The 18,677-nt window shown below is 42.3% G+C and carries 28 protein-coding genes; 27 read left to right on the top strand and 1 reads right to left on the bottom strand.

What is annotated here, in order from left to right; translation table 11 throughout:
• Positions 1–37: 37 nt before the first annotated feature.
• From R7D93_RS22115 to R7D93_RS21985, 27 genes are all read left to right on the top strand, one after another.
• Positions 38–2,215 (top strand): VWA domain-containing protein, encoded by a 2,178-nt coding sequence (locus tag R7D93_RS22115; RefSeq protein ID WP_225478131.1) that lies wholly within the window; start codon positions 38–40, stop codon positions 2,213–2,215.
• Positions 2,216–2,331: 116 nt separating this feature from the next.
• A complete protein-coding gene (locus tag R7D93_RS22110; RefSeq protein ID WP_225478132.1) occupies positions 2,332–2,595 on the top strand; it encodes a hypothetical protein in 264 nt (87 codons plus the stop codon).
• A 113-nt stretch (positions 2,596–2,708) separates the two neighbouring features.
• Entirely contained in the window at positions 2,709–3,872 is a 1,164-nt protein-coding gene (locus tag R7D93_RS22105) for a toprim domain-containing protein (protein WP_053409888.1), read from the top strand.
• Positions 3,873–3,962: 90 nt separating this feature from the next.
• On the top strand, positions 3,963–4,142 hold the full coding sequence (locus R7D93_RS22100) for a hypothetical protein (RefSeq protein WP_053409889.1): 180 nt from the start codon (positions 3,963–3,965) through the stop codon (positions 4,140–4,142).
• A gap of 69 nt (positions 4,143–4,211) precedes the next feature.
• Complete coding sequence (locus R7D93_RS22095; protein ID WP_169600741.1) at positions 4,212–4,553, top strand: hypothetical protein; 342 nt, start codon at positions 4,212–4,214, stop codon at positions 4,551–4,553.
• Between the two features lie 693 nt (positions 4,554–5,246).
• Positions 5,247–6,056 (top strand): oligoribonuclease, encoded by an 810-nt coding sequence (gene orn / locus R7D93_RS22090; RefSeq protein WP_225478133.1) that lies wholly within the window; start codon positions 5,247–5,249, stop codon positions 6,054–6,056.
• Between the two features lie 10 nt (positions 6,057–6,066).
• On the top strand, positions 6,067–6,297 hold the full coding sequence (locus tag R7D93_RS22085) for a hypothetical protein (protein ID WP_225478134.1): 231 nt from the start codon (positions 6,067–6,069) through the stop codon (positions 6,295–6,297).
• Between the two features lie 94 nt (positions 6,298–6,391).
• Positions 6,392–7,120 carry a hypothetical protein gene (locus R7D93_RS22080; protein WP_225478135.1) on the top strand — a complete coding sequence of 243 codons (729 nt, stop codon included), beginning with the start codon at positions 6,392–6,394 and terminating at the stop codon, positions 7,118–7,120.
• Positions 7,121–7,181: 61 nt separating this feature from the next.
• Positions 7,182–7,676, top strand: coding sequence for a hypothetical protein (locus tag R7D93_RS22075; RefSeq protein ID WP_225478136.1), 495 nt, complete (start codon positions 7,182–7,184; stop codon positions 7,674–7,676).
• Positions 7,677–7,753: 77 nt separating this feature from the next.
• Positions 7,754–8,077 carry a hypothetical protein gene (locus R7D93_RS22070; protein ID WP_225478137.1) on the top strand — a complete coding sequence of 108 codons (324 nt, stop codon included), beginning with the start codon at positions 7,754–7,756 and terminating at the stop codon, positions 8,075–8,077.
• A 76-nt stretch (positions 8,078–8,153) separates the two neighbouring features.
• Positions 8,154–8,435, top strand: coding sequence for a hypothetical protein (locus R7D93_RS22065; protein ID WP_053409895.1), 282 nt, complete (start codon positions 8,154–8,156; stop codon positions 8,433–8,435).
• The gene (locus R7D93_RS22060) at positions 8,428–8,931 is read left to right on the top strand and encodes a hypothetical protein (protein WP_225478138.1); all 504 of its coding nucleotides are present in this window, start codon (positions 8,428–8,430) and stop codon (positions 8,929–8,931) included. The genes R7D93_RS22065 and R7D93_RS22060 overlap by 8 nt, the downstream gene beginning before the upstream one ends.
• 521 nt (positions 8,932–9,452) lie before the next feature.
• On the top strand, positions 9,453–9,731 hold the full coding sequence (locus tag R7D93_RS22055) for a hypothetical protein (protein ID WP_053409897.1): 279 nt from the start codon (positions 9,453–9,455) through the stop codon (positions 9,729–9,731).
• A 90-nt stretch (positions 9,732–9,821) separates the two neighbouring features.
• Positions 9,822–10,130: a hypothetical protein gene (locus tag R7D93_RS22050; protein WP_053409898.1), complete on the top strand. Its 309-nt coding sequence runs from the start codon at positions 9,822–9,824 to the stop codon at positions 10,128–10,130.
• Between the two features lie 87 nt (positions 10,131–10,217).
• A complete protein-coding gene (locus R7D93_RS22045; protein WP_225478139.1) occupies positions 10,218–10,937 on the top strand; it encodes a hypothetical protein in 720 nt (239 codons plus the stop codon).
• Positions 10,938–11,029: 92 nt separating this feature from the next.
• The gene (locus tag R7D93_RS22040; protein WP_225478140.1) at positions 11,030–11,632 is read left to right on the top strand and encodes a hypothetical protein; all 603 of its coding nucleotides are present in this window, start codon (positions 11,030–11,032) and stop codon (positions 11,630–11,632) included.
• An 88-nt stretch (positions 11,633–11,720) separates the two neighbouring features.
• Complete coding sequence (locus R7D93_RS22035) at positions 11,721–12,359, top strand: hypothetical protein (protein ID WP_225478141.1); 639 nt, start codon at positions 11,721–11,723, stop codon at positions 12,357–12,359.
• A gap of 24 nt (positions 12,360–12,383) precedes the next feature.
• Positions 12,384–12,776 (top strand): hypothetical protein, encoded by a 393-nt coding sequence (locus R7D93_RS22030; RefSeq protein ID WP_225478142.1) that lies wholly within the window; start codon positions 12,384–12,386, stop codon positions 12,774–12,776.
• An 86-nt stretch (positions 12,777–12,862) separates the two neighbouring features.
• On the top strand, positions 12,863–13,417 hold the full coding sequence (locus R7D93_RS22025) for a hypothetical protein (protein WP_053409903.1): 555 nt from the start codon (positions 12,863–12,865) through the stop codon (positions 13,415–13,417).
• 76 nt (positions 13,418–13,493) lie between these two features.
• Entirely contained in the window at positions 13,494–14,330 is an 837-nt protein-coding gene (locus tag R7D93_RS22020) for a hypothetical protein (protein ID WP_053409904.1), read from the top strand.
• 74 nt (positions 14,331–14,404) lie between these two features.
• Positions 14,405–14,887, top strand: a complete 483-nt coding sequence (locus R7D93_RS22015) for a hypothetical protein (protein WP_053409905.1) — start codon at positions 14,405–14,407, stop codon at positions 14,885–14,887.
• A 109-nt stretch (positions 14,888–14,996) separates the two neighbouring features.
• Positions 14,997–15,437 carry a hypothetical protein gene (locus R7D93_RS22010; RefSeq protein WP_053409906.1) on the top strand — a complete coding sequence of 147 codons (441 nt, stop codon included), beginning with the start codon at positions 14,997–14,999 and terminating at the stop codon, positions 15,435–15,437.
• A 92-nt stretch (positions 15,438–15,529) separates the two neighbouring features.
• Positions 15,530–16,516 (top strand): hypothetical protein, encoded by a 987-nt coding sequence (locus R7D93_RS22005; protein ID WP_053409907.1) that lies wholly within the window; start codon positions 15,530–15,532, stop codon positions 16,514–16,516.
• 28 nt (positions 16,517–16,544) lie between these two features.
• Entirely contained in the window at positions 16,545–16,709 is a 165-nt protein-coding gene (locus tag R7D93_RS22000) for a hypothetical protein (RefSeq protein WP_157052371.1), read from the top strand.
• An 80-nt stretch (positions 16,710–16,789) separates the two neighbouring features.
• The gene (locus R7D93_RS21995) at positions 16,790–16,975 is read left to right on the top strand and encodes a hypothetical protein (RefSeq protein ID WP_053409908.1); all 186 of its coding nucleotides are present in this window, start codon (positions 16,790–16,792) and stop codon (positions 16,973–16,975) included.
• Between the two features lie 138 nt (positions 16,976–17,113).
• On the top strand, positions 17,114–17,512 hold the full coding sequence (locus tag R7D93_RS21990) for a hypothetical protein (RefSeq protein WP_053409909.1): 399 nt from the start codon (positions 17,114–17,116) through the stop codon (positions 17,510–17,512).
• 88 nt (positions 17,513–17,600) lie between these two features.
• Positions 17,601–17,879: a hypothetical protein gene (locus R7D93_RS21985; RefSeq protein WP_053409910.1), complete on the top strand. Its 279-nt coding sequence runs from the start codon at positions 17,601–17,603 to the stop codon at positions 17,877–17,879.
• Between the two features lie 73 nt (positions 17,880–17,952).
• On the opposite strand, the gene R7D93_RS21980 is transcribed toward R7D93_RS21985, so the two are convergent.
• Positions 17,953–18,627, bottom strand: a complete 675-nt coding sequence (locus R7D93_RS21980) for a DUF2913 family protein (protein WP_079324378.1) — start codon at positions 18,625–18,627, stop codon at positions 17,953–17,955.
• Positions 18,628–18,677 lie beyond the last annotated feature (50 nt).

The raw sequence follows: 18,677 nt of genomic DNA, 5'->3' as shown, positions 1-18,677 counted from the left end.
GTTGACCAAAAACCAAACCACAGTGGAGGAATATCCTATGTCAATTAATACTGCAGATACTGCAATCGCTAAACCTGAAAACCCTGCGTTAGTAATGCGTCGTAAACAGGCACTTATACGTAAGTTTACTTTGCTTCAAACGATGAATACTGGCCGCAGCGTTGGTGTAAAAATTCAAGGTACCAAAGCTTGTACTTCGGGAAATACGACCACTTTGCCGCTAGGTAATATGGAAGACCCTGAGTACTTAGACATGCTTGAGGGCATGATTGATCATGAAAATGGTCACTGTAAGCACACTGATTTTTCAGAGTGGTACAGCATCAACAATAAGATGGTCAGACGCCTTACGAATATCTTTGAAGATGTTCGAATCGAGAAACTTGTCGGGCATGAGTACCCTGGCTCTAAAACTAACTTGTTAAAGCTGGTTCAGATTGCGATTAAACGCGGTTTATTTAGTGCACCATCTCATGAGGATGACCTTGTACGATTGGTTCAGAAGTACATCTTGTACACTGGCCGCTACAAGCACCTCGACCAATACCCACTCAAAGACTTCTCTCAAGATGCTGCTTTTTACCTAAGTCGCGCATTACCAAATGCGTTTCCTAAGTTAGAAGCCATTCTTACTGATTCTGCCAATGACCATTCAACTGCTGATGCTCGTCGTCGTGCGGAAGATGTACTAAAGGTTTTGCAGGAAGAGTTTGAAGACCAACAGCAACAGGAAGAAGAACAGGATCAAGATGAAAACCAAGATGATAAATCTGGTGACTCTGGTTCTAACTCTGAAAATGATGAAGAACAGTCCGAGTCTGATGACTCTGATAACTCAGAAAGTTCAGATGATAAGGGTGAAGGTGATCAGTCTGGTGACCAAGATTCTGAATCTGATGATAAAGGTGATGATAACCAATCTGGTAAATCTGAAACTGAATCTGATGATGAAGAAGGTGACGATAACCAATCTGGCGATTCAAAGTCTGACTCTGATGACGAAGGTGATGATGAACAGAATGGTGGTTCTGACGCTGAATCTGACGATGAAGGTGACGATAGCCAATCTGGTGATTCAAAGTCTGATTCTGATGACGAAGGTGATGATGAACAGAAAGGTGGTTCAGATGCAGAGTCTGACGACGAAGGTGATGATAACCAATCTGGTGATTCAAAATCTGACTCTGATGACCAAGGCAATGATGAACAATCTGGTCAATCAAGCACTGATTCAAATGATGATGCAGACGGCGATGATTCTGAAAGTCAGTCAGAAACTGACAGCTTCTCAAATCAGGTAAGCTCTCAAGAAATTGAGAAAGCTATCAATGCCGACGACGACGACCTATTGGAAGACATGCATGATGGTATTCGCCGCATGATGGAAGATAAGGCCGAAGAAAACTTGGAAGAATTCCAAGAGGAATATGGTAACCAGTATTCGGCGCCTACTATGGCCTACCGATGCGATAAGTCACCAGATGCCGCAGGCATTCCATTATGGATGTCACAGGCTAGACAGCAATCACAGCGAGTAAAATTGGTGCTTAACAGCATTCTAAATGATCGCAACCGTGTAAAGCGTAGCTATGAAAACTCAGGTACTGAAATCTGTGCTGGCACTCTTTGGGGTGTTTCTGCAGGTAACAACCGCGTTTTCAAAACAGAAACTATCTCTAAGTCGCCTAATACTGCTTTTTCAATCTTGATTGATAGAAGCGGTTCAATGCAAGGCCCAAACATGGAGATGGCCAATGTAGCAGCTTTCGCAATCGGTCAAGCTATTGAGTTCATCAAAGGCGCTGAGTGTGAAGTGCTTTACTACCCATTTTACGACGCAGTTCGTCAAGATGGATATGTTCACATTGCTAAGTCATTTACTGAGCGAATGAACTCTGTTGCCCAAAGAAGCTTCAACGTCCATGCCGACCACGGCACACCGACTGCCGAAGCGCTTCAAGGTGCAACTGCTCGTTTAGGTTTACGCAAAGAACCTAAAAAGGTGCTTTTCCTAATTACAGACGGACAAACCAGCGGTGCTACGGTACAAGCTGCTTTGCGAGAATGTGATGTTATGGGAATCACCGTTATTGGTATCGGTATCGGAACAGGTCAACTGGCCGGCTTCGAACATCGACCTTACTTTGCGATTAATAGTGCGAATGAATTAGCAAATTCATTATTCGCCTACCTAAGAACATACTACCGCGGATAGACCTCAACCAAGGTCACCGCAAAAACAACCAAACCCAGAGGGGCGACATACCTGACCCCTTTGGGGATCAGTGTGTGTCAATCCTCTACAACCAAAAATTCTGTGGAGGAATTATTATGCAAGTGACTATCATTGAGACATTTAAATACGGCGTGTATATGAAAGCTGCAACTACTGTCATTGACGGTCGTGAACAATTCTTAACTGGAAGAATGATTTCGGGTCCTGGCTTTGCCAAGTTCTTAAGTCAATTCGAAGACGGTATGGATCGTGTAACGATTGTTGAAATGTCTAGTTCGGCATTCAAGATTAAGGGCGTAATGAAGCTTGAGAAATCAGCTGTTGCACCGAGTAATCAACGTGAAGAAGTAGTGGCGTAAGCCACTTACTTTTTTCATATCAACTGTTGCCGTGGGGACTACCAAAACTTCCGGTAACAGGAGTTTTGGAGTCCCTACGGGAATTCAATTGTACGATTATTCGGAGGCAACCAATGTACGCACAACGCCAATCAAAAATAGAAAAAGTTCGCGCAATCGCGGATGGTAAGTGGGACGTAGTATTTGGGGCTTTCCCTCAACTATCCACTGCTATCAAGAAGGCGCCGCAACAAGTTCCATGTCCAGTTTCACCAAATGCTAAAAAATCCTCAACACAGTTCCGATTCTTTAAAGATTGGGTTCAAACTGGGGGCGCATACCACAATAAAGATGGCGCTATGCCTGATGGTATTGAGGTGGTTAGCTGGATTGAAGGATGCAGTAAGTCAGAAGCAATGGATACGATCGTCAGCATTTTAGGTGGCGATATTTCCACTGTGTCTGATGAACAAATCCGATGGAAACAACAACAAATGCAGCAAGCTCGTGAGCAGTACTGTGATGAAGAAGAAAAGCTAAAACGCATGAACAGAGTTCGTGGCGTGGCGCAAACTTCTATTCCCGCAGCACAAGCTCCAGAGCTACATGCATATCTACGTAGCCGTGGTTTAAAAGGTGATTTTTCAAAATTGCCTAACACTATTCGCTATCACAACCGATTACGTTACCCAACTTCGTTCCGCGAAGAAGGTGATAACCGTAATCCTTGGTACTCCGCAATGCTTGGTACATTCAGAGATAAAGATGGAAAGAACTGTTCTTTGCATCGTACTTTTCTTTCGAATGGCAAAAAGGCACCGGAAAAGAAAACCAAGCTTCTTATGTCTCCACCGTGGGATATTCGAGGTGGTTACATTGCTATGGATGATCCAATCGTTTACGAAGCAGAAGACGGCCTTGATTTGGCTATCATCGGCTACTGTGAAGGGATGGAAACTGCTTTGGCAATTCGTGAAGCAACCGGCATTCCAATGCGTCCTCACTACTCGAGCTCATTACTGAAACTTGCCAGTGGCGTAGTTGTTCAGGGAGTTCCCAAGCACCGTACTCTTATTACTCTTTGGGGTGATAACGATCGTTCTGGTGATGGTCAAACGACAGTTCAAGAATTGGCTGAAAGATTGAGAGAAGAGGGCTATTTGGTTGAAGTATTCGTACCTGACTATGAAATCCCAGAAGGTAAAACTTCTGTGGACTGGCTGGACGTATACGTAGAAGAAGGTGCGGTAGGTTTTCCTATCGAACTGAGTCAAAGCGTAGGTATCAACGCGTTTTAAATTAACTGCGATGCTCTGTCATCGCCTTTACCCACAGGGGAACACTTTCCCCTGCGGGATAAGTGTTTCCTTGTTATGAGGAAATACACAATGCAAGCTTCAAAACATGTTTCAGATTACTACTTCAATATCTACTCTGCTGGCCAACAGGCTCATGCAGATAAGAAAGGACGTAATGCTAATCCATACCCGGTTTTAAGTAACCAAAGAGCAGTATGGGAAAGCGGTTATGCAGATTCAATGGCACTGGCTCGGGAGGCTGTTATTTAACAACAAATAACACTCACTGTTGTTCATCAACATAGAAAACCAACTAAAGCAAAGACAAGGAATCAAGATATGACTGTACAACGCGCTCCAATTGAAATGACATTTGAAGAATGGTTCGAAAAATTCAAACCAGTAGCAAACCCAACCGGTGACGGCTTCGTGCAAGTTGACGATGTTTGTTATGTGTTTGGTCTACATGGCTCGGATTTATCGAAAGTTCAGGCAGCTGACCCTAACTGTGTTTGGACCCTTATAGAAAGCGATGATGTTGACTGCGATGAAGATGATGAAGAAGACTACGATACAGTTCTTCTCATCTCTGACGGTTACCACAGAGTGAATCGAATGGGGCATTTCATCACTGAGGTTCCTGCAGACCCTGAGAGCTTCTATGAAATTAGCTACGACTAACCGTGGCTTCGTCCTGACCCTTTTTCCTTATTGGATTAAGGGTTTGGCACCACCATTTATGTAGGACGCAGTAGCGTCCTGCTGGTGGCTTATTCGAGAGTATTGAATTCAGTACTGCCGAATGTGTCATCATATGACTCCACCGCGTGTCATGCGCGCTGAAAGAAAAACCATACCCTATAAACTTTTTCATATCGTAGCTTTGCTGCCTTCCACTTCCTTCTTGGATGCCTGGATGATGATTAGTTCTTAGGTTCGCTAGCCAGTAAGATTCAAAAACTCTTTGAAACTGACCGGGCAGCATCAAGTAGAAGATAAGCACTACTCTAAAATCGCTTTCAAATAGGTCACAACGTAACGTTATGACACCCTCAAACTGTCTGTTTGCCAACCACACTCAGATAGAAACCTAGTAATAAAGCCAACTGGCCACAAACGCCATTGGCGCATGTGGTCTATCCCTTATGTTCTCGGAGGAACACATGTATAAATTAATACGAAAACAACCAATCATTGCATTAGTTCTACTGATCGCCCTTATCTGGTTTTGCTGGTCGAAAATCTTTGACGTCTACTCGGACAACGGCTTTTTACCCGCTTTTGGTCTTTTTATCTGTTTCGTGTGCTTTTTTAGAGCATTGACAGAAATGGTTAAACGTTCAAAAGCAAAAGTAGAATCAGAAGGAGTCGAACATGAATAATGCACAAATTATCCGTTCAATTATTTTTGCTTGGGCAGATATAGAAACAGGTGGTCTGGATGGTAAGTTAAAGAATGGCGAACTCGGTATGCAGGTTTATCCAATACTCGAAATTGCAATTCACCTAACGGATGCTGATCTGAATATCATCGATGGCGATGGTTTCAGAGTTGTTATCCACCACCCAGAAGAAGTTCTACAGTCAATGGATCAGTGGAGCATCGACCAACATACTAAAACCGGTTTGTTGGATGAAGTTCGTCAATCGACAATAACACTGGCCGAAGCGGAACAGATGGCACTTGATCATCTTAAGAAGCATAACGCTGAACCTTATAACAGGAAGGAAAAGCGCGGGACAGTCATGGCAGGCAATTCAATTAAATTGGATCGCAATTACCTGTGCTGTCAAATGCCGGCTCTTCACGAGTACTTTCACTATCGACAAGCTGATGTATCTGCCATCGCACTCTTCGTTAGAGAGTGGCGCCCAGATATTGAAGCATCCGTTCAGAAGAAATATCAACACCTGGCTATGGAAGACCTACGAGAGTCCATCATGGAAGCGAAAGTCTATAAAGACCGACTCTTCAATAAGGACGCTGTAGTTTCTAAGTCAGGTAGCACTGATGTTTTAGGTTCCATTTTGTTTTTGGCCGAGGATATGACTCGCGCATTGCAGCGATTTGATTTTGATGCTCCTGAGTATCTGAATGATCCTGCTATCCAAAACTTAAAAAGGGACTTATTGAATTTGCACGATAGACAAGTTGGCCTTGCCAATGATGTTACTCAAGGTTAAGGAAAGCTTTATGTTCAAGATCGCTGACTATGGAAATGACACTGAATGTGCCAATGGCCAAGAGCTAATGGCTTCACTCAGAGGAAAATACGCTGGTAAATCTGTCAGTATCCATTATCGCCGCAAATCCGGGATTACCTGGACTGAGTTTGTTGACGTAAGTACGGAAGGTCATGTGACTGATTCATACAACGGCAACGACTTTAACTTGGCTGATGTACTGGAAAAAGCCGCCGGCTAACAAAACCACCATTAATAAACCACCCATAAGGGACACAACATTCCCTTACTGGGGAAGTTGTGTCACTTCAACCATTCTGTGGAGGAATGACACAATGAAAACACTACCATCAAAACTGTTTAACTTAGTCAAACGTATTACGACTTACCTATACCTAGCGGTTACCTTTTATGTGAAGACCCGCGACGTAAACCTTGCCTTGGAGTTAGTCGGTATTAACCGAGCAATTGCTGGGGTAAAGGTTGTTAGATTGATTCGTGATTATCGGGTAGCTGGAGTATTTATGGATTTCATCAATACGAGCTCCGAACGTGACAGAAAGTTAAAACGTAGATACTTGCTTTCTCTTTTACCAAAAGACGAAAGTGTATTGGATAGTTATGATCTGCATGCTCGTTATAGAAAGGAATACGATCGGCTAACAGTTCGACCGCTAAAAAAAGCTTCAACCTTTCTTAAACGTCTAATCCGTGATCTGCCTACTTTGCCATTTGCTGTCCTACTAATTGTCCTTGCTGTTCCTGCAAACAAAGCCATACAACGCCACCTTGGTTTGACCAAGAATGAGGGGTATGAGCTTATAGGGACAGTTTTTGACATGTTGCATGGATACCTTACGCAAGGTCACTCATTTGAGTATATTTGGCCGTTCTATTTCGGAGATTCAACGAAACTAAGTAGTTGGACCAAGTTAGTGCGTTACTCGATGGTTGCTGTGCCATTTGCGTGCCGCCAAAAAGTGATCTCTGACTTTCGCAATCAGCGCAACGCATACCGCGTAAAGTCAAAAGAGTACACATTGGCACGTAAGGCATTAGCGTAATCCATCCTACCCATTGAGGGCGACCTCATTGGGGGAGCTCTCGCTACTTAAAGGCATCAACATGAAGTTCTATTACTACCCAACCATTAACTCCGATAAAAACAGCCTAGAGCTAGCGGAAACCCCTGAAATTCTCACTTATGACCAACATGCAAAATCTTGGAAACAAGAGGATGGCACCTGTTATCAAACAGCAGGTTCTACATTGGTACCGATCAGCAATGACGAAGAGAAATTCGAATGCCTAACAGGTCACTTCCTTATTGAAGTAACAGACCCTTATGGCAAAAAAGGACGTTTCAAATTGCAAGCTGCTAATGACATCGTTGATTACTGCAGCGCTCCTGGCGTTGTATGCGACGATGAAGTAGAAGGGCAGGCACTCGCTGACTGTGGAATTGCTAAACCAGAAATGGAACATAGCTTCATTCCCCATATCGTTTCTTATGGCTTTAATGAAGTGTCTGAAACCAAAGGCACTATGGAATTAGAGTTATATGTAAGTGAAGGCGAGCCAACCGGTGAAGAGGAAATATTTCACTGGGAAGTTCTCTGAGTTAATAAACCAATAAACCAACCCATGCGGGACACACCGCTGGGTGTTGTTCCGCTTTTTTCTGTGGAGGAACAACGATGGACATTGAAACACAAGTTTTAGTCGAACTGATAAAAGCTGGTGGTCATATCCTAACGGCAACGATCCCAAGCCTGACTACATTTGTCGTAGGCAAAAAGATCATCAAAAATGCCAATCTAAAGGAAAATTATCTTATCGCTCTAAATGACATTCGGTATTTGCTGGGTGTTGAAGCTCTCCATTGTAGAGAACACAAAGAGCGCGACGGTAAACCATTAAAGCAAACCATTCGTAACGCTGTCACCGCTGAGCGAAACTTAGAGTGGAGTGGTAAAAACACTCAATCTCAAGTCATTCGACGTATTGAAAAACTTAAATAAACCAACTAACCCAGAGGGTAACTAATGCCCTCTGGGTAATTAGTCCCTCTGAAATTTATGTTCGGAGGAACAACAGATGAAATATCAACTTAAATCAGGCCTATCAATCTTTCTAGTCACTGTAATTTTCGAAGACACTGTTCACGTAAATTGCGGTCAAGGTTTTACTGACACAGTGCATCGTTATGCGATCGCTGATTCAAAATCTGTGGCTGAAAAACTTGCTACTGAGCATTTTGAGCGTCAGGGACTAGCTGTGAGAATAAGTGATGGCTTTGAATCAACGCGAACCACAGTAAACAGTCTTATACGCAAAGACGTTCTTGGTTTTGATGCGGGAGTAACTGAAAGTGCTTAATTTAGTTCCGATCGCCAAATCAAGTCTTGTCACTACCAAAAGTCGCGTTTGCCGTGGAGGTTGGCTTAAGCCAACGTTCATTGCTGCACTCAAATGGCAGTGGGCATCAAGTACCTGTAAAACACATAGTGAGCAATTAAACAAGCAGCTGGATGACTTCAATTGGAGTATCCACTGTGACCTTTACAGCTTATCTAGCATGCTTAAACAGCATGTTGGATTAGAGGGTAGGGATTTCTATTCTCGTGTTGTGTTTACTGAAAAGCCGCATGATGGCCATTATAAATACTGGAAGTTAATTGGTTCGAGCTGTGCAACCGGGGAAGATAAACTCCTTTCGTTTCGCCTCTACGAGTCACCGACAAATCCAGACAAAATGGCAATTGTATTTGAAACCGTAAGTGGGTTATTTGGGAAAGCTGCTTGGGACTTCGATAAGCTGGAAATCTTCTCGGAAGAGATGTTTTCAGAATTGACCTGGGCGCCTGACTTTTGACCTGACTTCGTGTTCAAAAACAAGCGTTAATTTATGATCGACCTCGACCAGTTATCGTAGTAAGATACTTTTACTGGCAACACAAACTATGAGTGCATTAGCACTCATGGCTTGTGTCTAACCGGTAAAGCCATTCTAAAGTGAATAGGGTACTGTTCGTTTTACAATTGCTTTATTTAAGAATTACCAAACCCCTAAACTCTTTACATATCGAAGCTTTTGCTTCCTCTCACATCCTGTCTTGGATTGCTGAGTGATGTACTGAATTTTGGGTCAACAACCGACGTTTTGACAGATACTTTTCTGCTTTAACTTAGGTTGTTCATAGTAGCCCAGAACACTACTCAAAAAAGTTCTGTATTACGTTCGATCTCGTATTGAACAACTAAACTGTTTGCTCGTTAACCACGACCAGATAGGCTATAAACCAAAAACCATTACCATTAGGGAATGCATTATTTCATTCCTTGATGGACTGAATAATTGTCTTTCCTTCTCGGTGATTCTGTGGAGGAAACACTATGACTATCAATACTCAACCTAACACCCCGGTTGCCTTTTTCTATTATGGAAATCGTTTTCTGGGAGCTGCTAAGGTCGAAACTTCAATCAAAGCTGCATTTGACGTTAATCGTGAATATTGTATTTCTCTCGATCGTGAAAGCTTGCCTTACCTTCCTTACTGTACTCATGCTGAAATAGTGTGTGTCGAACTGGATAAAGAATTGAAGATTGAACCCAGTAATCCAATTTGGAATGCTGAGAACGGTCATAAGGCGTGTCTTAATGCTTCGGCTTAAGATTCGATTATTCATTAAACCAAACCAACTAAACCATAGGGTTGCATCAACCTTATGGGGTTGTGCTCCCTGTCTTCGGAGGACACAACCATGCAACTATCATCTATCTTACCTAAATTCTTTTCTCCAAAAGCTCAACAACCTGTTAAGCCACAGAGAACCGTTTCTAAAAACGCACCTCAATGGAAAGAACTAGGAAAGTTATCTCGTAGCGGTGTACGCGGTATTTTCTACTCAGTGGACTGTACTGTTTATCTGGATACCGGTGATGTGATTATTCTTGATACCAAGATTCATTCACGCACAAACAACAATCGCCAAAAAATCTCAGCAGAAGTTCACAAATGGGCTTCATACCGTGGTTTTATCAAAGCAGGCGAATGTATCGCTATCCGTTAATTTCATCGCAACAATCCCAATCCGGGCATACTTCCCGGTAGGGAAGCTATGTCCACCAACTCAATAAAGTCTGTGGAGGACATACACATGATCGTAAATAAAACTATTGGTAAATTTGAGACTAACCACTTCTCACTGAATACTCTTGATGATTCTCTTTTTGAGGTTTTCGAGACAGCTGAGCATGAAGATTCTAGCTACACACTGACTAAATCAGTGGCGGTTAAAATCACGGAAGATCAATTACCAAAAAACTTCTTTACCACTCACCGTTATTCTCACAACAAAGTCGAAGGGACTGAGGTGTCTTATGGCGTCAACATCGATTCTCGACGTGGCCTAAGCATCGATATTAACTTCGCGTATTCGCTTCATATAAGCCGCCGTCGAAATGAAAAAGGACAGCAACTTATACGTGATACTGTTACTACTGAGTTTAACAAAGTGAATTTTCTTCAAGCTGCCAAGGACGCTCTTACCGGAATAATGGAAAGAAACATCCAAGAGCTGAACCGTGAAGAAGAACAGCAAGTACATCGATCTTTTGAGAATAATGCGGCTAAATCTGCAGAAAATCTTCTCATTGAGTCTGATTGTCAAGAGTGGAAGTTTCTTAAAGAGCAAGAAGAGCAGTTAACTGCAACTCTCGCTAAGTTAAAAGACCGCCAAGCCGTTCTGCGTAAAGAAGCCTTAAAGAAAAGTTTGAAAGAAGATGAACGCGAGTTTCCAGAAAATATTCAGAAGTTATTCGATGACTATCTGATGAATGTCCCTGGTATCAAACAGCGTAGAATGTTCTCATACTAATCTTTTTAAATATTTGACCACCCGAGGGTAAACATCACCTTTGGGTGTGGTGTTTTCTCTCATAACCAACCAAACCTGTGGAGAACACACCAATGTCTATTGAATTAATCGTTTTAAATGCTGATAAGTTTGTAAAAGAAATCCATGATTACATTGATGGATCTGGCGTAAAGCTTATATTTCATTCGGATTATACGTTTGAGTTTAAGCACCGAACATGCCTGTTTACAAACGACGCTATGATTCCGTCGAAGATGTTACAGAAGAAAGTGAGAGAGTTGTTCAAGCAATATTTCACTGGTTACTTACCTCATTTCAATAATGTAGGTAACACATTCTGGCCTGAGCTAGAAAGCCGCTTCATAGTAAATGTCTACGACAATAAACGTCACGTACATCGTTATAAAGTTCTATCAACCACTAGCTCATTGGACGCGCCGCTGAGTAAGGAAGTACTTGCCTTATTTGGTTATAAGCATAGTTCAGAGTGTAAGGTCATCCAATTTGAGCGCTGCACTGGTGGTAATGCCACTATGCTCAAGACCATCGAACCATCTATGTTTAATGCTCTTATGGAAGACAGCGAGAATTTCACTGTGGAATATAATCCTCAGATTGATAAATCATTCAAGCTGGTTTCCGAGCGCGACTTAGATGCCGAACTGGATGAAGAACTAAACGCAGCGATCAGCTAATTTAAACTACAAACCAACCTAGAGGGTTACACAATACCCTCATGGGTCAGTGTTTCCCTCTTACTTAATTCCTGTGGAGGAAACACTCATGTCAACAACACGTATTTTTCTAGACCGTAAATCAAAAACTATTGTTCATGCCATTGAAGAAGAACGCCAAAGCTTCCGCGATATGCGAGCTGGCCTTGAACCTGAAAAGCAATTTACTTCCATTAGCCGAGTATTACTCAAGCAAGGAAGTCGCCAACAGGGAAGGGGAAACGACGTTTTTAACGAGCTAATGAATGAGGGCCAGTTTGAAGAGGTAACCGCGGATTCACTCATTGTTAAGAAGCAACTTTCTGACACTGACCTGGATTTCGTTACCGGTAAACTTCTGGCAAAACTTGGTATGACGGGTGCTAAGAAATTTGAAGATGCCAGAGCGATTATCGCTGCCTTGGATGTCGGAGAATCACTTATAGAAAATACACAATCATGTACGGCACAGCCACAAAGTGAAGACGAAATGAGCTCAACTATTCGTGAGTTGATTCTTGTTGAAGCCAAAGTGGTAGCAGATGAATTTGATAAAGAAGGGTTAGTCGACTGGCGAGTTCGTGACTCACTTATTGCGAGATTTCGCTTAAGTGTACGCCGCCGCCTTAGAAATGTTGAAGGGCATAACTTTGTTACCTCTTCGGTCAACAGATGCCTGGACCAATTCTTAACGTCACAACCTGCCTAACCAATCTCTCTGTGGAGCAATAACATGAAAAAATTTAACCATGCATTAAGTACTCACCGCACCGTTCAACTGATGCGCGAGGCTATTGATATAACCAAAGAAGAAAAGAGGTTTTATCGTAAGCTATTTGTAATTTCTGGCTTTAATCAAGGGACAATGTTGATGTTGTTCGTTGTTGCCTACTTTGCGATTAATTTCACAATGATGATCACAGAGAAGCTTATATGGGGAGATTCGTTTTTAAATCCGGTCGACCCTATTATGAACATGATATTTATCGGTACTTACGTTAGGGCAACCAAGCGACTTAGTAACCTGATGATTGAATGTGCTTTACAAGGTAAAGACCCTGAGCCAGAACCAAGCCAGCCAAAATCGGCCGGATTGGTTTTAGTGCCTTCCGCGAAAATCAAATAATGTAAAACCAACCAACTCCCAAAGGGTAACGCTTCCTTTGGGAAAGTATTCCCTTTGGTAACAACCAACTACTGTGGGGAATCACTATGTCTATTAAAACTGTTATTGAAAAGATGAAAGAACACGCTGAATCAGTCAACCTTCCTAAGTTTTACAAGGAAGACTTGGATATTGATTTCAGTAATTTGAAGAAGTATGGCAACCGTGAGTACGTATGGATGCTTCGAGAGTGTGGTTCGTTGCTACTTCCATTACGGATTGGCGCGTCACCGTTCTTACTCGAGTACTACATGCGTCAAGATTCGACTGCACGCTTCTTTCATGTCAAAGGGTATGATGAAGTCACCTTTAAGGAGTTAAAGCACAAAGATGTTGAGTCTTTGATATGTAAGCCACCAATTGAATTTGGCTTGATACTTAACTCTGATGACTTGATCGCTAAGGTGAGGAAAGTACTTAATGATCGCAATGTTGCCTCTAGTGGTCTTGTGACAAAGGAAATCCCTACAACACCCACTCATTGGAGTGAATGGCTGTCATTCTTCAACGGTAATAACGACGTCATGACGCAAGTTATGACTCGCGCTATCAAAATGTTGAATGAATTTTCCAGTCGCCCACGACTTTCACGAGTCGCTTAATCAATAACAACCAATAACCCAGAGGGGCTACCCTCTGTGGGTTAGCTCCCTCGCAATTCTGTGGAGGAATTAACCCATGTCAGATAAGTGCGTATCTATCGCTCGTTTTATCGAAGATCGATTCAAAACCAACTATGCAAATCTTTCAGAACTCGCGTCATTTGTGAAGTTTGAAGCTGATGATATAGGACAAGTCTTTGCTTTTGATTTTGTTCCTAAAAACAAAGTGAAACTTAGCTCTCAAGGTAAGTATTCTTTGATCAGTGAGTTGTTCACCGGTGTAAACCTTTGGACGTTGCTCGATAACATTGATGATTTTGATTTAATCGTTGGTAAGAACTCTGTTGTACCAACAGACGATGAAATTTACTGTCGTCCTGTCGTTACTAACACTCCGATTTCATACTTGATCCCGGAAGTGTCGAGAGTATTGAAAGCGAAAATTGCTAAAGTTCGTAATGAGTTGGAAGCTGCAGCAAAACAGCTGGCCAACAATCTGTATATCCATAATTCAAGACACGGTGAGACACACATGTTACGTACCATCAAGCATGGTCGATGTGAGTTAGAGATCCGTAAAGTTCATTTGGATTATGAGATTGAGGACTACGCGAACTTTGACCGCGAGCTTTTATCACTTCAAAAAATATATCAACGTGATGGTGAGTTATTCACTATGTGCTTTGAGTTGAAGTGGGATGGCGAAACGGTGCAGCACACAGCTCTTGAAGGTTTCATTATGGATTTGGGCAAAAACCCATTAGCTCTCTACAAAAGAGCAGTTCGTATGCAAATCGATAATGTGATGCTTTGTGCCCGCAGCAAACTTATAAGCAGTGGAAAAATTCTAAGCCGAGATGTTAAGCAAGATCGCGCATTCTTTGGCTCTTTGAATATTGGCACCAACGCTTAGTACTTACATTTTAACTACCCCGAAGGGATAACCCCTTTGGGCTATTCCTTCATAAATTCTGTGGAGGAATAACCATGTCTTTATCTACTTTTGTGAAATTGTCTTATGGCCTTAACCCGGCTGAATTAGTACCTGTATCAGTGCAACCAATGAATGAACAACAACGTGAGATTGCTCAGGAAGTTGTTTTACCAAAGCGATGCTTTGATAACAGCATTCAATTGGCCATGCATCTCGATGCGACTTATGTCTTAGGGGTGTATCAAAGCATCATTCCTATTGAACATGCCTGGCTTAAAGTTGGTGACACGTACATTGACCCAACCCTTGAAACGGTAATCGGTGATGTCAGTGGAGAGTATTTGTCTCTTATGGAAGTGAAAGCTTCTGAACTGATGGATCTTGTAGAAGCCATTCAACGGTATTCCGGTGATGATGCCGCGTACCCGCCGATGTTCCATACGATTAGAACTTTCCCGGAGTTTTCTCATTTGTTTATTTCAAACAAAGACAGGCTTCGTTTCTTATCGTGTGAATCGCTCCAAACAGCGTCATAACGACGTTTCTATCTAGTAATTAACCAAACCCATGAGGGATGAATACAACTCCCTCACGGGCTAGTTGTGTTCGCTTTCCCCTCACAAACAATTCTGTGGAGGAATTAAAATGCAAGCAACAAACAACAACACTACTTTTTCAGATACACCTGCATGCGTACTAAACGATGTTTATGACGTACCAATGCCTGGTGATTTTGTTGAAGTAATTGATTCTTTTGATAGCCAAGCTCCTGCCGGTTGCTTTGGTGTCATCTTAGGTTTCAAAAACAATTCTAAAGATGAATACGACATTTGCTTTAACCCGACTCGCGCCCCTTGGGGTGGTAAGTTTACTGATGCTCAGATTACTGCAGCTGGTGGCTCAACTTACCCAATGGTACCGACTGAGTTGCTTAAAGCTACGTCTACGGTAATGGTGAAGGAGTTTCTAACCAAAACACCTTACATTCACCCAGTGAAGAACGTTGTTAAGGTATGGACTATCAACCTGTGCGATTACGATCGTGCCGGCATCCGTAGTTCATACATTCAGCGTTACGCTCACTAAACCGATTCAACTTTAAACCATCAACCTAAAAGGGAGTGTGATTATCCCTTTTGGGGATAGTCCCTCCTGAATAACAATTCTGTGGAGGAATTATGACTACAAAAACACTAACTGCTTATTTCAACTCTCAACTCAAAAGCTTAGGTTACGACGATATTGCTCGAGAAAATAACACCACTTGGTCACTTAATTATTGCCAAGGCGATGGTGTGTTTTTCCCGGAAGCAAAACTTCACTCTGATGATGCGAAAACATTATGTGATCGCCTTATGACGGGTAAACATCGCGCAGCCGTGAAACGAGCTATTGATAAAGACATCGAATTTTCCGCTGGTGGTAAATACGATGCCGAGTATGAAGATTGGAGAATGTCATCAGATCCTACGCCACTCGAAAGAGAGGCATGTGATTTGTTTGTCAAAGCTATTAAGCAAGACCTTACAGATTTGGCCGCTAGGTTCGAGTCTGAGGGTTATGCGTTTCTTGAAGCTACACCAACCGAAGATGAACCTGAAATCGTGTCTACACGTCACCTGGGGCGCCTTCGTGTGGTTGTTAGCAAGTGCAATGAAGATTGGTTTGACCTTTTTGGCTGTGATGCCGAAGAGGACATCCAAAACGATACCGAAGTAATGCAATCCATCATTAAAGGTGAACTCAAGTTTTTCAGTTTGAAGGTAGAAGTTTTTGACCTGACAACTTTAGATGAATTTGAGGACTACGATGCTCTGGATAGCTTAGCTACAAATTACTTAGGCGGTTGCGTATTGGGAATAAATGAAGATTTTAACGCTTCTTTTCGCTGCGAAGTACGTGGGCAAATTCATGAATTGGTAAGTGAATGTCGAGTTTTACTCGATATGGAACGACCAGAGCGTGAGGCCTTCTTTGCAGCAGTTCGTGAGCAAAAGCGATTAGCACTTTTAGCTGAACGAGATCGCCAAGAAAGCGAACGTCGTGCAGCTGAGTTAAAAGCAATTGCAGAAGCCGAAGAAGCTAAAGAGCAACTTGAGATGGCTAAATGGAGCGGAATGGTCTTAGACAATTCAGTATCTGTTCACTCAAGTGCAAGTATCTAAATTTTCAATTAATAGCAGGAAAACAATTATGAAATTCTCTACATACAACGAGTTTAAAAAAGAAGTAGTAAACCTATTGAAATCACGCCTTGGCGTGAACGATGGTGACATCGATGAAGTCTCTTTGCGAGATTCCTTCGAGTCAGGTTGGTTGCCCTCTGATCATGTTGATTTAGTAGCGGCGAATATCTAACACCACATTTCAATCACACTAATGCCCGTTCGGGGAGTTTCCCGGATGGGATACTCCTTTGTTCAGGCTGGGGAGAAAATATGACTATAGCGAACAAGCCTCAAAGTGATTTTTTTCACAAGGTTGAGGAACTGTTACAGCAACAATTTGGGATAGGTATCGATGATGTTGGACCTGAAATGGTTGAGTCGTGCTTCGCGGGGAATGAAACACCTGCAGAGTGCGTTGGCCAACTGGCATCAAAGTACGAGTTAGACGAAATCTAATTCAACTTAACTATCTATTTCAATAACTAGTCAGTTTCAGTTCTACGGACCTGAAATAAAACACACAACCTCTTTCAAAATGGAGCAGTAACTTAAAGAAGTGCGAAGTTTAGGGCAGGGGAAAAGGACAATAAAAATATGAAAAGCAATAACAATACTAATTCAGCTAAAAAACTAATTTTGGTTTCTGCAGTGGCATGTGTCATTTCAGCAGCTGACGGTTCTGAATTTACGAATGTCTTTGAGGCAAACGTAAAAACTCTATCGTTTTTGGTCATTGTAATGGGGTTAAGTGCTCTGGCACTTATTAAACCTCAGTTTGTTAAGGAGTGGTGTTCTAAGGCATCAGTTACGCTTGCTGTGCCACTAGTGGTACTAAGTGTTCTGAAGGTATTTATTGCCTACGCAGTAGAGCCTATGTGGTCTGTTATAGCAGTGTCTATCTTCATTAGTCTGAGTGTTCAGATCATTGCTGATATACGCATCGTAACACCACAGCTTCGAGAAGTATTTGTTGTAAAAAAGAAAGTAAATTAAATCAAAATATCCCCATTTGGGAGCATAGCCTCCCATATGGGTTCGCTGTGTCTCTCACCTGGGTTTCAATAACGTATAGGTGAATATTATGGCGAAACATAAAAACAGAAAAAACAGAAATACACGTCGCCAAAACGCTCTTCAAAAGAACGATAAACGACGTCAACAGAAAAACAAACAGCTGAGAAAGTCGCAGCAAGCAGATTTGGGTAATTTCCTATCTGCTACTGCAGCTAACGCAGCGGCAGCTGGACTTATAGGTATAGCGGTTACGAGTGGAGACAATATCGGCTTAACTGTCGGATTGATTCTTATCGCAATCAGCCTTGGTCTATTTTGGCTATCTCTGATAGTTAAAAGGCTGTAGTAAATAAAAAACCCGTAGGTTGTCCTCTAATGAGGCGCCTACGGGTTTTTTTTTGGTTCAAATATATGGGGAGTTACACGTTTGTTTGCGGCATATGCTTGTCCGGGCTTCCATTATTATCTGGCCATATCTCGATAGCATACTGTGTTCGACCCTTATGACGATTTTTCTGATGCAGGAATAAAACGATGCCTGAGTCATAGAATGCGTCAACGAGCTCTTGAACGTTGTTGCTAACGACTAAAAGCGTGATTGGAGCTGTCAAACGGCCAAGGTTATCAAAGGATTCAAAATGCTCGCGCATAATGAAAGCAGTATTCTCGGCTGTAGCTTCGTATGTGCCTTCTGTTTCCCAATCTCGGTCCAAACCCCATGTAATTTCCCAACCAGCTTCTTTTAGCTTATCGCCGGCATTATTGATACGGCGTTTGTAGCTGCCTGGGAATCGTTTTGCGTGCTCAACTTTCTTCTGATAAGCCTCAATAACTGACTCAAGACTTTTCTCCATGTTACTCAGCATTCCGTTCTTTATGCCGTTTGAAGCCCAGATGTCCAGTTCGTCTTTGAAGGCGTTTCCAAATCGACCAGATTTAGCCGCTTGAATCGCCCATTGGCCAATGAATTTATTCGCTGCTACACGGTTTTTAGGTGGGTTAGGGTACTTACGCGCAATTCCAAGAGCGACAAGGGCGCACCACGCGACGTGCGCAAGCTTTGCTGGATTATCGTGTCTTAAACTTAAACTCATAATACTGTCTTTCTGGTTAGGTTTTTATCCATTATACAACGAATATTGAA

Source organism: Vibrio sp. YT-15, from assembly GCF_033337445.1.
In the GTDB taxonomy this organism is placed as follows: domain Bacteria; phylum Pseudomonadota; class Gammaproteobacteria; order Enterobacterales; family Vibrionaceae; genus Vibrio; species Vibrio alginolyticus.
This window is presented reverse-complemented; position numbering and strand designations above follow the sequence as displayed.

Coding starts and splice junctions, on each gene's coding strand:
- R7D93_RS22115 (WP_225478131.1), top strand. CDS start 38: ATGTCAATTAATACTGCAGATACTGCAATCGCTAAACCTGAAAACCCT.
- R7D93_RS22110 (WP_225478132.1), top strand. CDS start 2,332: ATGCAAGTGACTATCATTGAGACATTTAAATACGGCGTGTATATGAAA.
- R7D93_RS22105 (WP_053409888.1), top strand. CDS start 2,709: ATGTACGCACAACGCCAATCAAAAATAGAAAAAGTTCGCGCAATCGCG.
- R7D93_RS22100 (WP_053409889.1), top strand. CDS start 3,963: ATGCAAGCTTCAAAACATGTTTCAGATTACTACTTCAATATCTACTCT.
- R7D93_RS22095 (WP_169600741.1), top strand. CDS start 4,212: ATGACTGTACAACGCGCTCCAATTGAAATGACATTTGAAGAATGGTTC.
- orn (WP_225478133.1), top strand. CDS start 5,247: ATGAATAATGCACAAATTATCCGTTCAATTATTTTTGCTTGGGCAGAT.
- R7D93_RS22085 (WP_225478134.1), top strand. CDS start 6,067: ATGTTCAAGATCGCTGACTATGGAAATGACACTGAATGTGCCAATGGC.
- R7D93_RS22080 (WP_225478135.1), top strand. CDS start 6,392: ATGAAAACACTACCATCAAAACTGTTTAACTTAGTCAAACGTATTACG.
- R7D93_RS22075 (WP_225478136.1), top strand. CDS start 7,182: ATGAAGTTCTATTACTACCCAACCATTAACTCCGATAAAAACAGCCTA.
- R7D93_RS22070 (WP_225478137.1), top strand. CDS start 7,754: ATGGACATTGAAACACAAGTTTTAGTCGAACTGATAAAAGCTGGTGGT.
- R7D93_RS22065 (WP_053409895.1), top strand. CDS start 8,154: ATGAAATATCAACTTAAATCAGGCCTATCAATCTTTCTAGTCACTGTA.
- R7D93_RS22055 (WP_053409897.1), top strand. CDS start 9,453: ATGACTATCAATACTCAACCTAACACCCCGGTTGCCTTTTTCTATTAT.
- R7D93_RS22050 (WP_053409898.1), top strand. CDS start 9,822: ATGCAACTATCATCTATCTTACCTAAATTCTTTTCTCCAAAAGCTCAA.
- R7D93_RS22045 (WP_225478139.1), top strand. CDS start 10,218: ATGATCGTAAATAAAACTATTGGTAAATTTGAGACTAACCACTTCTCA.
- R7D93_RS22040 (WP_225478140.1), top strand. CDS start 11,030: ATGTCTATTGAATTAATCGTTTTAAATGCTGATAAGTTTGTAAAAGAA.
- R7D93_RS22035 (WP_225478141.1), top strand. CDS start 11,721: ATGTCAACAACACGTATTTTTCTAGACCGTAAATCAAAAACTATTGTT.
- R7D93_RS22030 (WP_225478142.1), top strand. CDS start 12,384: ATGAAAAAATTTAACCATGCATTAAGTACTCACCGCACCGTTCAACTG.
- R7D93_RS22025 (WP_053409903.1), top strand. CDS start 12,863: ATGTCTATTAAAACTGTTATTGAAAAGATGAAAGAACACGCTGAATCA.
- R7D93_RS22020 (WP_053409904.1), top strand. CDS start 13,494: ATGTCAGATAAGTGCGTATCTATCGCTCGTTTTATCGAAGATCGATTC.
- R7D93_RS22015 (WP_053409905.1), top strand. CDS start 14,405: ATGTCTTTATCTACTTTTGTGAAATTGTCTTATGGCCTTAACCCGGCT.
- R7D93_RS22010 (WP_053409906.1), top strand. CDS start 14,997: ATGCAAGCAACAAACAACAACACTACTTTTTCAGATACACCTGCATGC.
- R7D93_RS22005 (WP_053409907.1), top strand. CDS start 15,530: ATGACTACAAAAACACTAACTGCTTATTTCAACTCTCAACTCAAAAGC.
- R7D93_RS22000 (WP_157052371.1), top strand. CDS start 16,545: ATGAAATTCTCTACATACAACGAGTTTAAAAAAGAAGTAGTAAACCTA.
- R7D93_RS21995 (WP_053409908.1), top strand. CDS start 16,790: ATGACTATAGCGAACAAGCCTCAAAGTGATTTTTTTCACAAGGTTGAG.
- R7D93_RS21990 (WP_053409909.1), top strand. CDS start 17,114: ATGAAAAGCAATAACAATACTAATTCAGCTAAAAAACTAATTTTGGTT.
- R7D93_RS21985 (WP_053409910.1), top strand. CDS start 17,601: ATGGCGAAACATAAAAACAGAAAAAACAGAAATACACGTCGCCAAAAC.
- R7D93_RS21980 (WP_079324378.1), bottom strand. CDS start 18,627: ATGAGTTTAAGTTTAAGACACGATAATCCAGCAAAGCTTGCGCACGTC.